The sequence below is a fragment of the Hydrogenophilus islandicus genome, from assembly GCF_054657095.1.
Map to the genome: position 1 here is coordinate 49,305 of NZ_BAAHXE010000002.1, position 12,947 is coordinate 62,251.

General features: G+C 63.7%; 11 protein-coding genes. 6 read left to right on the plus strand and 5 right to left on the minus strand.

Annotated features, from left to right (window positions below; all coding sequences use genetic code 11):
* Positions 1 to 30 precede the first annotated feature (30 nt).
* Genes ACYQ6T_RS01195 through rsmA form a run of 4 tightly spaced genes read left to right on the plus strand, consistent with a single transcriptional unit; the run spans position 31 to position 5,355 of the window.
* Entirely contained in the window at positions 31 to 2,514 is a 2,484-nt protein-coding gene (locus ACYQ6T_RS01195) for an LPS-assembly protein LptD (RefSeq protein WP_459826640.1), read from the plus strand.
* Between the two features lie 11 nt (positions 2,515 to 2,525).
* Positions 2,526 to 3,560, plus strand: a complete 1,035-nt coding sequence (locus ACYQ6T_RS01200) for a peptidylprolyl isomerase (protein WP_459826642.1) — start codon at positions 2,526 to 2,528, stop codon at positions 3,558 to 3,560.
* Positions 3,560 to 4,510, plus strand: coding sequence for a 4-hydroxythreonine-4-phosphate dehydrogenase PdxA (pdxA, locus tag ACYQ6T_RS01205; RefSeq protein ID WP_459826644.1), 951 nt, complete (start codon positions 3,560 to 3,562; stop codon positions 4,508 to 4,510). The genes ACYQ6T_RS01200 and pdxA overlap by 1 nt, the downstream gene beginning before the upstream one ends.
* Entirely contained in the window at positions 4,507 to 5,355 is an 849-nt protein-coding gene (gene rsmA / locus ACYQ6T_RS01210; RefSeq protein ID WP_459826646.1) for a 16S rRNA (adenine(1518)-N(6)/adenine(1519)-N(6))-dimethyltransferase RsmA, read from the plus strand. The genes pdxA and rsmA overlap by 4 nt, the downstream gene beginning before the upstream one ends.
* Here the strand turns inward: rsmA and ACYQ6T_RS01215 are convergent.
* Complete coding sequence (locus tag ACYQ6T_RS01215; RefSeq protein WP_459826648.1) at positions 5,352 to 5,564, minus strand: YgaP family membrane protein; 213 nt, start codon at positions 5,562 to 5,564, stop codon at positions 5,352 to 5,354. The genes rsmA and ACYQ6T_RS01215 overlap by 4 nt on opposite strands.
* Before the next feature lie 51 nt (positions 5,565 to 5,615).
* The gene (locus tag ACYQ6T_RS01220; protein ID WP_459826650.1) at positions 5,616 to 6,920 is read right to left on the minus strand and encodes an Eco57I restriction-modification methylase domain-containing protein; all 1,305 of its coding nucleotides are present in this window, start codon (positions 6,918 to 6,920) and stop codon (positions 5,616 to 5,618) included.
* A gap of 36 nt (positions 6,921 to 6,956) precedes the next feature.
* On the opposite strand from ACYQ6T_RS01220, the gene ACYQ6T_RS01225 reads away from it, so the two are divergent.
* On the plus strand, positions 6,957 to 8,024 hold the full coding sequence (locus ACYQ6T_RS01225; protein ID WP_459826652.1) for an alkene reductase: 1,068 nt from the start codon (positions 6,957 to 6,959) through the stop codon (positions 8,022 to 8,024).
* 12 nt (positions 8,025 to 8,036) lie between these two features.
* Here ACYQ6T_RS01225 and ACYQ6T_RS01230 read toward each other — a convergent pair whose 3' ends face one another.
* Together ACYQ6T_RS01230 and ACYQ6T_RS01235 are read right to left on the minus strand one after the other, a co-directional pair.
* Positions 8,037 to 8,639 carry a YqiA/YcfP family alpha/beta fold hydrolase gene (locus ACYQ6T_RS01230; RefSeq protein WP_459826654.1) on the minus strand — a complete coding sequence of 201 codons (603 nt, stop codon included), beginning with the start codon at positions 8,637 to 8,639 and terminating at the stop codon, positions 8,037 to 8,039.
* Positions 8,640 to 8,650: 11 nt separating this feature from the next.
* On the minus strand, positions 8,651 to 10,786 hold the full coding sequence (locus ACYQ6T_RS01235; protein ID WP_459826656.1) for a M3 family metallopeptidase: 2,136 nt from the start codon (positions 10,784 to 10,786) through the stop codon (positions 8,651 to 8,653).
* A gap of 93 nt (positions 10,787 to 10,879) precedes the next feature.
* Between ACYQ6T_RS01235 and ACYQ6T_RS01240 the strand changes: the two genes are divergently transcribed.
* Positions 10,880 to 11,680 (plus strand): alpha/beta fold hydrolase, encoded by an 801-nt coding sequence (locus ACYQ6T_RS01240; protein WP_459826658.1) that lies wholly within the window; start codon positions 10,880 to 10,882, stop codon positions 11,678 to 11,680.
* On the opposite strand, the gene ACYQ6T_RS01245 is transcribed toward ACYQ6T_RS01240, so the two are convergent.
* Positions 11,661 to 12,938 carry an MFS transporter gene (locus ACYQ6T_RS01245; protein WP_459826660.1) on the minus strand — a complete coding sequence of 426 codons (1,278 nt, stop codon included), beginning with the start codon at positions 12,936 to 12,938 and terminating at the stop codon, positions 11,661 to 11,663. The genes ACYQ6T_RS01240 and ACYQ6T_RS01245 overlap by 20 nt on opposite strands.
* Positions 12,939 to 12,947: the final 9 nt, after the last annotated feature.

Genomic DNA, 12,947 nt, shown 5'->3' on the forward strand with positions numbered 1-12,947 from the left:
CGACGGGATTGTAACCGAACCGATCGTCCAGTGACCCTCGAACCCTCTGAGCGGCGCCGCTCGCCATCTCCCCACCGCTGTCGCCTGCGCCCCTTGGTGCTTGGGGTGCTCCTCGCCTTTGCGGTTCCTCCGGTTTTCGCCGGTACTCTTCCCCCCTTCGTCGTCGCTCCTGAGCTTTTGCCGCATACCGCACAATCGCCTGCTGGGAGGGGAGACGATGCAGCGGCACAGGCGTCCCGCTCCCCCACCACGACCCCGAGGTCGAACACTGAGGCCAGAGCCTCTTCTGGCAGCCAGAGTTCTGGGGGGAGCCCGAGTGAGCGCAACGGTCGGGCGGTCGCGCACGATCTCCCGTTTCTCCCTGAGGGGACAGTGGTCGAAGCCGACCGAATTACGGGCGAGCGGGGCAACTCGCTTGTGGCCGAGGGCGAGGTCGTCGTTCGCCGGGCGGAGCAGTCGGTGTTTGCCGATTCTCTCCACTACGACGAACCGAGCGAGACAGTGACCGCGAGCGGGAACGTAACGCTTGAGGACAAAGCGGCTGGTCTTCGGGTCACGGGCCCCGAGGGACGCTATCGCCTTGCCGACAAGACCGGGATCTTCCAGTCGCCGCGTTACTTTTTTACTCCGACAGAAAAGAATCCCCATAGTACTCCGGCGCACGGGGAGGCACAAGCGATCCATTTCGAGGGCGAGAACCACTATCGGATCGAAGCGGGCAGTTGGACCACCTGCGCCGCCCCCGATCCCGACTGGTATCTGGTCGCTGACGAGATCGCGCTCGACCGCGATCGCAACATCGGCACCGCCACCGACGCGCGCTTGCGTTTCGCTGACACGACGCTCGTCGCGCTCCCCTGGCTCGAATTTCCGCTTTCCAAAGAGCGCAAGTCGGGGTGGCTCACCCCCTCCTTTGGTGCCTCGAACCGCTCGGGGGTTCACGTGGCGGTTCCGTACTACTTCAACCTCGCCCCCAACTACGATCTCACCCTTACCCCTCGCCTCTACAGCCGGCGCGGGGTGCAGCTTGGTACCCAGTTTCGCTATCTGACCGCAGCGATGCACGGGGTGGTTGAAGGCGAAGTGCTGCCGAACGATCAGGTGGCTGGACGGACGCGCGCGCTCGGTATCTGGCGCCACGAAGAGCGGCTCACCTCAGCGCTCACCGCGGCCGTCGACTTCAATGCGGTCAGTGACCGCAACTATTTCAAAGATCTCAGCAATACCCTCCACTTGGCGTCGACGGTTCATCTCTTGCGGCAAGGGGCGCTCACCTATGGCGTCGACGGCTGGGGTTCGCAGCTCGTCGTCCAGCAATACCAGACCATCAACCGCACCATTGAGACCCCCTACCGGTTGCTGCCGCAGTGGCGGTTCTGGACTGCGCCGTGGGTACTGGGAGATGCGGGGAACTGGGGGCGGATCGATTGGAACGGTCAGGTGACCCAATTCCGCCACCCCGACGCGGGACGCCTCTCCAGCTCGGGACTGCTCTGGACCGAAGGGAGCCGCTGGGTGATGACCCCCGAGTGGCGGCTGCCGGTGGTGCGCGAGTGGTGGTCGTTCGAGCCGCGGGTGATGGCGCATCTCACCCATTACGCGCTCGATCAAGCGGCAATCCCAACCGGAAGAAGCTCGATTTCGCGCGCGCTGCCGATTCTTGCGCTTGATCTCCAGGCGGCACTCGAGCGCGACTGGCAGCTTTTGGGACGGAACTGGCTTCAGACCCTGGAACCGCGCCTCTTCTATCGCTACGCCCCGTACCGCAATCAGGCCGATATTCCGCTCTTTGATACCGACCGTTACGGGTTTGGGTTTGCCCAGCTCTTCATGATGAACCCCTATACCGGCTACGACCGTATTGCAGATGGCCAGAGCGTGACCGCTGCACTTACCTCGCGGTTGATCGAGCCCGAGTCGGGTCGGGAGCGGATTCGCGCCTCTGTTGCCCAGCGCTTTTTCTTCCAGGACCCGAAGGTGCTGCTCCCTGGAGAAGAGCCGTGGAACAACCGCCGCACCGATCTCCTTGCTGAGGTGGCGTGGCAGCCATTCGACCGCTGGCGGCTGAAAGGGTTTTGGCAGTACGATCCCAACGAGGGGCTCAACCGCCGCTTCAACGCGGCGATTCGTTATGAAGCTGGGCTTGCGAAGGTCGCCGGTTTCGATTACCGCTACACCCGGAACCAACTGGAAGAGGTCGCCCTCTCCGGCCAATGGCCGCTCGCGCCGCGCTGGTATGGGGTCGGACGGCTGGCCCGGTCACTCCAGGATGATCGGTGGAACGAGGTGCTGGGGGGCGTCGAGTACAACGGTGGCTGTTGGGTAGGGCGGGTGGTTTTGCACCGCTACGCCCTTTCGGCGTCGAGCAACAACACCGCGATTTTCTTCCAGTTGGAGTTGAACGGCCTTGGGAGCCTCGGCAGCGACCCGGGGTCGCTCCTGCGCCGCGCGGTACCGGGATATGGCAGAATCTCCCCGACCGGCCCAGAACGGTCGCTCGAGTCGGGGTGGTAAAGGAGAAGAAGATGGGAATAATCGGTATTGCGCCATTCGGTCGCGAGTTCCTCGCCAAACTGATCGGTTGGCGGCCAAAAACGCTTTGGGCTGTCATCCTCGTCGCCCTGTTTGCGGTTCGCGTCGCGCTCGCCGCAGAAACGATTGGGGTGGTCGCGGTGGTCAATGGTGAAGCGATCACCACCCAGCAGCTCAAGGAGCGCAGCGCCCAATTGGCGCGGCAAGTGGCGACGCAAAACCGCAACGTCCCTCCGCAACAGATCACTGAAGAGGCGTTGCGGTCGCTGATCCTCGAGCGCATCCAACTCCAGGCAGCGAAGCGGCTGGGGGTGACGGTCAGCGACGCGGAGGTGGACGACGCGATCGCGTCGATTGCAGCACGTAACCGCATGAGTCAAGAGGAGATGAAAGCGGCGCTGGCCAAGGATGGCCTCTCGTGGGAGCGTTTTCGCGACGAAATTCGCCGCCAGATCGTGTTGCAGCGGCTGCAGGCGCGGGTAACGCAAGGAGCCGATACGGTGAGTGACGCCGAGCTCGACCACTTTATCTCGGCCTATCCCGATCTCAAACGGCGCTTTGCGGAGGAAGCGGCTTCGGTCGTCCAGACCCACGTCCGCCACATTCTCCTCAAAACCGGCGCGACCCTGTCGGATGAGGAGGCGCGCGCGCGACTCGTCGCGCTCAAGGAGCGGGTGATGCGCGGCGAGTCGTTTGCCGAACTCGCACGCCTCCACTCGGAGGATGGGTCGGCAACCAATGGCGGCGACCTCGGATGGGTGCTACCGGGCGATTTCGTTCCTGAATTTGAAACGGTGATGAACCGCCTGCAACCGGGGGAGCTCTCCGATCCGGTGAAATCGCGTTTTGGCTGGCACCTCATCCAGGTCTTGGCGCGACGCCCCTTGACCGAAGACCCCGAAGCGTTTCGGAACTACGCCCGCAACCAGCTGCGCGAGCGGAAGCGCCAACAGGCGTATGAGGCGTTTGTCCAGTCGCTCGAAGCGGAAGCGGTCGTCGAGCGGCCCGAAGCATTGGGGGATCGGTAATGGATGCGGCGCTTCTCCCCCCCCTTGCGGTGACGATGGGGGAACCCGCCGGAGTCGGGCCGGAGCTCTGTGCGCGTCTCCTCGAGCGGCGCTGGCCGCGACCCCTCGTCCTCATCGGCGACCCAGTTCTCCTCGGGCGAGCCGCCGCGACGATTCCTGAGTACTGCGGGACCGTCCGGGCCCCGATCGCGATTGCGCCGATCCCCCTGCGTGTGCCGGTCCAACCCGGGACGGTCGATCCCGCGAACGCTGCTTATGTGCTTGCAACCCTCGATCGGGCGATTGCCGGGGCGCTCGCGGGCGAATTTGCCGGGATCGTGACCGCGCCGGTGCACAAGGGGGTGATCAACGACGCAGGGATCCCTTTCACCGGCCACACCGAATATCTGATGGCGAAAGCGGGCGTTCCCCAGGTGGTGATGATGCTGGTCGGCGGGGGATTGCGGGTGGCACTCGCGACGACCCATCTCCCGCTTGCTGAGGTCCCCACGGCGATCACCGCCGAGCGGCTTACCGCAGTGATCCGCATCCTCCACGCAGGGCTCGTTACCCAGTTCCGCATCCCCAACCCACGCATTCTCGTCGCTGGACTCAACCCCCACGCCGGCGAAGGGGGGCACTTGGGACGCGAGGAGATCGAGGTGATCGAACCGACGTTAGCTCGTTTGCGGGAAGAGGGGATCGACCTCGTCGGGCCGCTTCCTGCCGACACCCTTTTCACGCCGCGGGTTCTGGCAGGCTCAGCCGCGCAACTTGCGATGTACCACGACCAAGGGCTTGCGGTGCTCAAATACGCCAGTTTCGGCGAAGGGGTCAATGTCACGCTCGGGTTGCCGTTTGTCCGCACGAGTGTCGACCACGGCACCGCGCTCGACCTCGCCGGAAAAGGTCTGGCCGACCCAGGGAGTCTCTTCGCTGCGGTGCACCTTACCTGCGAATTGGCGCAATGAATCCGCGAAACCCCTCCTACGAAGCGGCGAGCGAACGCGAGCGGGACGCTTCATCCTTCTCGCCACCGCGCAAACGGTTTGGCCAGAATTTTCTCCGGGATCGCCAAGCGGTGGCGCGCATCCTGCGCGCAGTCGCCCCGCAACCGGGGGAGCGGGTGGTCGAGATCGGTCCCGGAAGAGGGGCGCTCACCGAGCCGCTGATCGAAGCCGTCGCCGCCCAGGGGGGTCGTTTGACCGTCATCGAGCTCGACCGCGACCTCGCTGCGTACTGGCGGGAGCGCGCCGCGAGCGGTGCTGCTCTGGAGGTGATCGCTGCGGACGCTCTTGAGGTCGACCTCGCCGCCCTCGGTTCCCCCCTCGTCATCGTCGGCAACTTACCCTACAACGTCTCCTCGCCGCTTCTTTTTCACTTCGCCCGGTACCATGCGCGTATCGCGCGCCTCGTCTTGATGTTGCAAAAAGAGGTGGTCGATCGGATGGCTGCGCACCCGGGGTCGAAGGCCTACGGGCGTTTGAGCGTGATGGTCCAGCGCCGCTTTCGGGTGACCAAGTGTTTCGACGTTCCCCCAGGAGCCTTCTGGCCCGTGCCCAAAGTGGTTTCGAGTGTGGTGACCCTCACGCCGCTTCGCCCCGATCCCTATCCGATGCTCGATGAGTCACTCTTTGCCGAAGTGGTGAAACGGGCGTTTGGTCAGCGACGAAAGACGGTCGCGAACGCGCTTAAAGGGTTAGTGGATAGCGAGATGCTACGCGCGGCCGGGGTTGACCCCACCGCGCGGGCCGAGACCCTTTCGGTCGAAACCTTTATCCGCCTGACCGAAAGGTGTGCGCGGAAAGGAAGTTAGCGATTACCCTCTTGCTGTTGGGGATTCGCGGGGCAGGTGTTGATCCCGAGGATCGTATAGAGCGGACAGAAACCGACAAGCCCCGTAACCAACGGCACGACGCCGATCCAGGTCCACGGCGTTCCAATCCCCATGATCGCAAGCACGAGAAGAATCGCCCCGACCGCAATCCGCGCGATCTTATCAATGCCACCGACGTTTGTTTTCATGACGGCTTCTCCTTGTTTGTTTGAACGATGAGATCTATCATAGTATCACGATCAACCGAAATCAAGGCGAGCCACAAAAGGGGCAAACCACGCGGGTAGCGGTGCATGGGCGAGCGCCCGCTGGGAGAAGAGATAGCGCCCGTCACAGACAAAACCGAGTGCCGCCCAATCGACGCGGTTCAACGCATCGCAAAGCGCCGTGAGCGGCACCGCACGGTCGTGCGGAAAGAGTGCCAGTACCGAACCGTCGAAATGACGACAGGGGTGGAGAAAAAAGGGTTTAGGCGCGCGGGTTTTGGCGTTCACGTAGATTCGCGGCGCGTCACTTTCGGGGTAGCCCCGTCCCCACAGCCACCAGTTCGACTCGTCGAAGCGCCGAACCTTGCGCGCGAGGAGCTGAGGTTTATAGGGGAGGAGCCACGCCGGGGGTTGCGTGGGGTCGGGCCAGAACATCGGCCGCGTCTGCCCGGTACGGACCGTTCCCGAATAGACAAACTCTCGGTTGGCGTAGCGCGGGTTGGCGAAGATCGCATCAGCCCCCGAAACGCCGCCCACTTTGACGCAAGCGATCTGGTCGAGACGAAACGGGTGGGGCTCGCGAAGAAAAAGGAGGTGCCCACCGCATTCGGTAAAGTAGCGCCTTTCCCAGGGGAGATGTTCAGCAGAGGAGGGAAGGGGTGCTTTGCTCGATAACTCGGCAAGGATGGTGACGCGAGAGAAGTCGTTTTTTACATAACGAAAAATATGACAGTTCGGTAGCGCATCGGCAAAGAGGCGCGCGTCGCCGAGTTCGATGAGGTGGGTGATCGTCCCTTGACGGTAGAGCCAACGGTTGAGGGCAACGGCTGAGGTGGCTTTGAGCCACTCGCGCGGGGTGATGAAAATCAGCTCGCCACGATCCTCGAGGCGCCGGACCGCGTCGGCGATGAAGTAGAGGTAGAGGTTGGCGCGCTGGTCCAAAGGGGGGAGGGGATAGCGCTCGGTAAGCTGCTGCCACGCGGCGCGCGTCTCCTCGTCGATCCACTGGGCGCGCACGTACGGGGGGTTGCCGATGATCGTGGCAAAGGTCGCGTCAGGGTTCCAGTGAAAAAAGTTGGCGACCACGGTGCCGGGCGGCGCCACGGTGGGGTCGCGCTCAATTGCGGTCACGGGCGGGAGGTTTTCTCCGAACCGTTCCCTGAGCGCGCGAAGAAAAGCGCCATCGCCTGCTGAGGGCTCAAGGATCGCCCCTCGGTTTGCGACGAGCGAAGCGATGAGGCGGGCGATCGGCGGAGGGGTAAAGAACTGCCCCCAAAGCGCTTGGCGCGACGGCGGCGGGGATTGACGAGCGGTTCGATTCTGTTTATGATGATCCACACAAATAACCAATGAGTCACTAAAAGGAGTTACACCATGGCCGATCTTTTTACACCGCTTGTTATGGGGCCACTTACGCTCCCCAATCGCATCGTGATGGCGCCGATGACCCGATGCCGCGCTGAACGCGACGGGACACCGACCCCGATCATGGCCGAGTACTACGCGCAACGCGCCTCAAGCGGCTTGATCATCACCGAAGCAACCGCGGTGGCGCCGGAGGGGATCGGTTACATCTACACCCCGGGCATCTGGAACGACCGGCAGCAAGCCGCGTGGCGGCAGGTGACCGAAGCAGTCCATGCGGCGCAAGGACGGATATTTTGCCAGATCTGGCACGTTGGTCGCGTCTCTCATCCCGATCTGCAACCCGACGGGAAGCTGCCGATCGCCCCTTCGCCGATCGCACCAGAAGGAACAGTCTATACCTACAGCGGTGCAAAGCCTTTTGTGACGCCGCGGGCGCTGGAGACCGACGAAATTCCCGCAATCGTCGCTCAGTTTGCCGAGGCGGCGCGCCGTGCCATTGCTGCGGGGTTTGACGGTGTCGAGGTGCATGGCGCAAACGGCTATCTCATCGACCAGTTCTTGCGCGACGGGAGCAACCGCCGGACCGACCGCTACGGCGGATCGGTTGAAAACCGCGCCCGTTTCCTTCTCGAGGTACTCGACGCGGTGGTTCAAGCCGTGGGAGCGGAGCGCGTTGGGTTGCGCCTCTCTCCTGTGCAACCCTTCAATTCGATGTTCGATTCCGACCCGGAAGGGACCTTTACCCGCATTGTCGAGATGGTCCGCGCTTGGCCTCTCGCTTACCTCCACATCACGCGCATGGGAGCGGATCAGCCTGGAAAGGCAGGGCCCTTCTTCGAGCCGTTGTCGCTCAAGAAGCGGTGGCCTGGCGTCTTCATCGCCAACTTCGGCGCTGACCGCGACACTGGCAACCGCTGGATTGCCGAAGGGCTTGCCGATGCGGTCGCCTATGGGGTTCTCTACATCAGCAACCCGGACCTGGTCGAGAAGTTTCGCTCTGGCGCGCCGCTCCGTGCGCCTGACCCCAAAACGTTCTATCAGGGCGGTGCGAAGGGGTATACCGAGCTCGACTAACGGCGTTGTTGATTACCGGGTGGCGCAAAAATCACCCAGAAGAAAGGCGACGACGCGTGGGAGCAGTTCCGCAAATTGGGAGAGCGCGTGGTCGCCCCCTTCCAGGACCCAGTGGTGCGCGCCCGGGTAACGGGCCACCATCTCGCGCCAATCGAGAAGCTCGTCGCCCTTCGCTGCGACGAGCAAAATCCGCTCAGGGTCAGGTATCTCCCCCACCGTGAGGGCTTCGAGTTGCGCGACATGGGCCGGAGTGAAGGTGAACCGCACTGCCGGATCGTGCCAACAGCTCTGCTCGCCGATCGCGCTCCTCAAGTCGCGGGCGGGGTGGATCGCCGGGTTGAGGAGCACCACGCGGGCCGAAAGCACCTTGGTCGCAAGCCATGTGGCGTAGAAGCCCCCTAGCGATGAACCGACGACGCCCAAGCGAGCCTTTTTGGGGAGCCCGCGTCGCCAATTTTCGATGGTCTCGATGGCGGTAAAGGGTGCAGGGGGGAGCGCCGGGCAGTGCCACACGATCTCGGGGTGGTTGCGCGCCAGAAACTCGTGCAGCAGCTGCGCCTTGAACGACTGCGGCGACGAGCGAAAGCCGTGAAGGTAGAGGAGGTGGGTGATCATCTCGGCACTGCCTACTTTGACCCTTCGGTGGGCGACGGCCCGAGGGTGAGTTCCAAGAGCGGCTCGATCCGCGGTTCCCGTCCGCGGAAGGCGACGAACGACTCGAGTGCTGGGCGACTCGCTCCGACCGCCAGGATCTCACGGCGAAAGCGCTCGCCCACCGCTGGATCGACGACGGTCCCGCTCGTTGCGGCGGCGTCGAGAAAGGCGCGGTAAGCGTCGGCTGCCAAAACCTCCGCCCACTTGTAGGAGTAGTACCCCGCGGCGTAGCCGCCGGCAAAGATGTGGCTGAAACTCTGGGGAAAACGGTGCCACTCGGGCGGAGTGAAGACCGCGACCGCGCGGCGCACTTCGTCGAGCACCCGCATGACGTCGGCAAGCGCCACACTGTGCCGTCCGTTGCCATCCGGGGTGACGCCGAGCTCGCTGTGAATTCGCCAGTCAAAGAGGGCAAATTCGATCTGGCGAACCTTTTGCATCCCGGCCTGAAAGAAGCGTGCGGCGGTCATTTTGTCAAAAAGAGGGCGCGGTAACGGCTCGCCCGTCTCGACGTGCGCGGTGAGGTGCTGCAACACCTCCCACTCCCACGCGAAAAACTCAAAGAATTGGCTGGGGAGCTCAACCGCGTCCCATTCGACGTGGTTGAGGCCCGCGATCTCCCGCTCTTCGACCGCGGTAAGGAGGTGGTGGAGCCCGTGCCCCATTTCGTGAAAAAGCGTGAGCACCTCGTCGTGGGTGAGGGTGGGCGGGGTGGTGCCGACGGGCGGCGCGAAGTTACAAACCAGATAGACGACCGGATAGTCAAGTCGACCGTCCAGATGCCGATGGCGGCTTTTGGCGTCGTTCATCCACGCACCACCCTTCTTCGTGTCGCGTGCGTAGAGGTCGAGGTAGAGGTAGCCCACCGTCTCCCCCTGCTGGTCGAGCCGGTAGGGGCGCACGTCCGGATGCCAGGTGGGCAGGACCACCTCCTCGAAAGTGACGCCGTAGAGCCGGGTGATGAGCCCGAAAAGCCCGTCGAGGACCTTAGGCAAAGGAAAGTAGCGCCGCAACTCGTCGTCGGAGTAGGCGTAGCGGGCCTGGCGCAGCTTTTCGCTGGCAAACGCGATGTCCCACGCCTCGAGCTGCGGGAGTTTCAAGTGTTCACGGGCAAAACGCTCGAGCTCCTCTTTGTCCCGCTCGGCATATGGGCGGGCCGCATGGGCGAGTTGCGCGAGAAAATCGGCAACTGCCTCCACCGACGGCGCCATCTTGGGCGCGAGCGAATAGGCGGCGTAGTGGGGAAAACCAAGCAGCTGCGCCTCCTCTTGCCGCAGCGCCAGGATTTCGGTAAGGAGCGGTCCGTTGTCCCACTCCGGCGGACCGAACTCCGACGCGCGGGTCGCGTAGGCGCGGTAGAACCGTTCGCGCCAGGCGCGATCCTCGGCGTACTGCATCACCGGCAGATAGAAGGGCATCTGTAACGTGAATTTCCACCCTTCTAGTCCCTCCCGCTCGGCTGCCGCGCGGGCGAGCGCACGAACCGTCTCGGGAAGTCCCGCGAGTTGCGCCTCATCGGTGACGAGCTCACTGGTGGCGTTGGTTGCGTCGAGGAGATTCTCTGAGAATTGCGCCGCAAGGGCCGAGAGCCGCTCTTGGATCTCGAGGTAGCGCGGGCGCAGGGCATCGGGAAGCTCGGCGCCCGCCAGTTGCCGGTCACGCACCTCGAGCGCTAACGCGCGGCGGCGCCACGGGGTGAGATCAGAGGCAGTAGCCAGGAGCCGTTTCATCCCCTGGTAGAGGTCGGGGTCTTGGCCGAGCTCACTCCAGAAGCGGCTCATCGTCGGCAAGAGTTCGTTATAGAGGGCGCGCCAGGCAGGAGTGTCGAGGACGCTATGAAGATGGGCCACTACCCCCCAGAGGGCGCCCAAGCGCTCGAGCTGCTCGTCGAGCGGCGCGTACCACGTCGTCCAACTGAGCGGCTGCCCAGGATCGCGTGCCTGCTCTTTTGCTTCCGTAACTGCCGCCCGCGCGTCGGCAAGGAGCCGTTCGATCGCTGGGCGCGTCGCTTCTGGGGTGATCGCGTCGAAGGGGGGAAACTGCCACCCGGTGAGGAGCGGTTCAAGGTTGGGGGGATCGTTTGGGGTTGTGTGGGTTGTCGTGGTCATGGGAAAATCGGCACTGGAAATTGGGGGAAGACGAATTCTACCGCGAGTGGGTCCTACCGGATTTTAGTATTGCGCGTCAAAGGGTTATCGAGTATGACGTTTAGCGACTGTTTCGTGCCCGTGGAGGGGGGGACGCTCTACGTTGGCCAGTGGTTACCCGAGTCAGCGCAGACGGGGGGTTCTGCTGACGGCGTACCGCTTCTCCTCCTGCACGATTCGCTCGGTTCGGTGGGACTGTGGCGTGATTTTCCCGCCCAGCTTGCGCAAGCGCTCAGCCGTCCGGTCTATGCCTACGATCGCTTGGGTTTTGGCCGCTCCTCTGCGCGGGCCGGTCGGCCGCCGCTCTCTTTCATTGCCGATGAGACGGTTGAAGGGATTCTCCCTGTGCTCGATGCGCTCAGCGTCGAGCGCGCGATCGTCGTTGGGCATAGTGTCGGCGGGGCGATGGCGGTTGCGGCTGCCGCCCAAGCGCCGCAGCGGGTTGCGGGGGTGGTGACGATTGCCGCGCAGGCGTTTGTCGAGGAGCGGACGCTTGCGGGGATTCGCGCTGCACAAGCCGAATTTGCCGATCCGGCAACCTTCCGCCGGCTGGAGAGGTGGCACGGGGAAAAGGCGCGCTGGGTGCTGAACGCCTGGACCGAGACCTGGCTCGATCCCGCGTTTCGTGACTGGTCGCTCGTACCGTTTCTTGCCCAGCTCACGGCACCGCTCCTCGCTATTCATGGCGATCGCGACGAATACGGCTCAACCGCATTCCCCGAGACGATCGTCACCAACGCGTCGGCTCCCGCAGAGGCGGTCGTTTTGACCGACTGCGGGCATCTTCCCCACCGCGAACGCCCCGACGCGGTGATCGCCGCAATCGACCGCTGGGTCAACCGCTTGGGGGAGTGATGTTGCGCGCGTAGGTCTCACGGACAAAAAGGGTGGCGACCCAACCGACCGCTGCCGCGCCGGCGATCACCCCCATCGCCGGGATCATCGCCTCGGCAGGGTAGAGGCGAACGCCGTCGACCATCGTCATGCCGCCGAGGCGGTCGAGGATTGCGCCGGCGAGCGGCTGCAGCAGCGCGCCGCCCAAGAATCCCCCCATATTGGTGAGCGCTGTGCTCATTCCTGAAAGATGGGGTGGGTTCACCTCTTTCGCGCAGGCCCAGGTGAGGACGAAGGCGCTGTTGGCGAAGCCCATGACGAGAAAAAGCGGTAGCGTCACGGAAGCGGGTTGTCTCGGCAGGAAAAGAAGTGCCGCCCAGCAGGCCATCAAACAGGTCGCCGCAGCAACGAGCACCACTTTGCGCCGCGCGATGCGGTCAGAAAGGGTTCCCACCACAAGGCAACCCACAGCAAAGGCGAGGAAATAGCCCGAGAGGTGATGGGATGCAACGAGCTTCTCCGTGCCATGCACGCTCATCAGGTAGGGGGTTGCCCAAAGTCCGGCAAACGAAAAGAAACTCCCCGCGATCCCGAAGTTCGCTACCACTGCTGGCCAGGTGGCGCGGTTGCGCATGATCGCGAGGAGCCCCTGGAGGACTACCCCACGCTCGATCGCCCGCCGCTGATGTTCGGGCTCCTTTTCGATCAGACGCCAACAGAGGAGCGCAACCGCAAGCGAGAGGAGCGCGGTAAAGAGGAAGACCCCACGCCAGCCGGTGATCTGCGCCACCCACGCGAGCGGTGTTCCCGCGAGCATCGAACCGAGATTGCCCACGAAGAGGGAGAGTCCGACGAGCGAGGCAAATCGCCGTTCGTCGTACCAGAGGGCAAAGAGTTTGAGCATCGCGATGAAGGTGACCGAAACGCCGAGACCGGTGAGCGTCCGACCGGCGATCGCCCAGGTGAGCGTTGGCGCCAAGGCAAAGAGGAGACTGCCTGCTGCGGCGACAAAGCCCCCGGCGACGATCACCCGCTTCGGCCCGAGGGTATCGGCAAGAATCCCCGTGGGGAGTTGCATCACCGTATAGACGTAAAAGTAGGTGGCGGCAAGAATGCCGAGCGAAGCCGCGTTGGTATGAAACGCCGCGGCAAGTTCTTGGGCAATCCCAGCTGGCGCGAAGCGGTGGAAGAAGGAGAGGACGTAGGCGGCGATCACTGCGACGAGGGCAAGGCGCCGCGCGGTCGCCGTTGCGTGCGTCGTGGGAAGCTGGGCATTCATCGGGCGCAT

Excerpts from the sequence above, each read along its gene's own strand:
- ACYQ6T_RS01200 (WP_459826642.1), top strand. The coding sequence starts at position 2,526 with ATGGGAATAATCGGTATTGCGCCATTCGGTCGCGAGTTCCTCGCCAAA.
- pdxA (WP_459826644.1), top strand. The coding sequence starts at position 3,560 with ATGGATGCGGCGCTTCTCCCCCCCCTTGCGGTGACGATGGGGGAACCC.
- rsmA (WP_459826646.1), top strand. The coding sequence starts at position 4,507 with ATGAATCCGCGAAACCCCTCCTACGAAGCGGCGAGCGAACGCGAGCGG.
- ACYQ6T_RS01215 (WP_459826648.1), bottom strand. The coding sequence starts at position 5,564 with ATGAAAACAAACGTCGGTGGCATTGATAAGATCGCGCGGATTGCGGTC.
- ACYQ6T_RS01225 (WP_459826652.1), top strand. The coding sequence starts at position 6,957 with ATGGCCGATCTTTTTACACCGCTTGTTATGGGGCCACTTACGCTCCCC.
- ACYQ6T_RS01230 (WP_459826654.1), bottom strand. The coding sequence starts at position 8,639 with ATGATCACCCACCTCCTCTACCTTCACGGCTTTCGCTCGTCGCCGCAG.
- ACYQ6T_RS01235 (WP_459826656.1), bottom strand. The coding sequence starts at position 10,786 with ATGACCACGACAACCCACACAACCCCAAACGATCCCCCCAACCTTGAA.
- ACYQ6T_RS01240 (WP_459826658.1), top strand. The coding sequence starts at position 10,880 with ATGACGTTTAGCGACTGTTTCGTGCCCGTGGAGGGGGGGACGCTCTAC.
- ACYQ6T_RS01245 (WP_459826660.1), bottom strand. The coding sequence starts at position 12,938 with ATGAATGCCCAGCTTCCCACGACGCACGCAACGGCGACCGCGCGGCGC.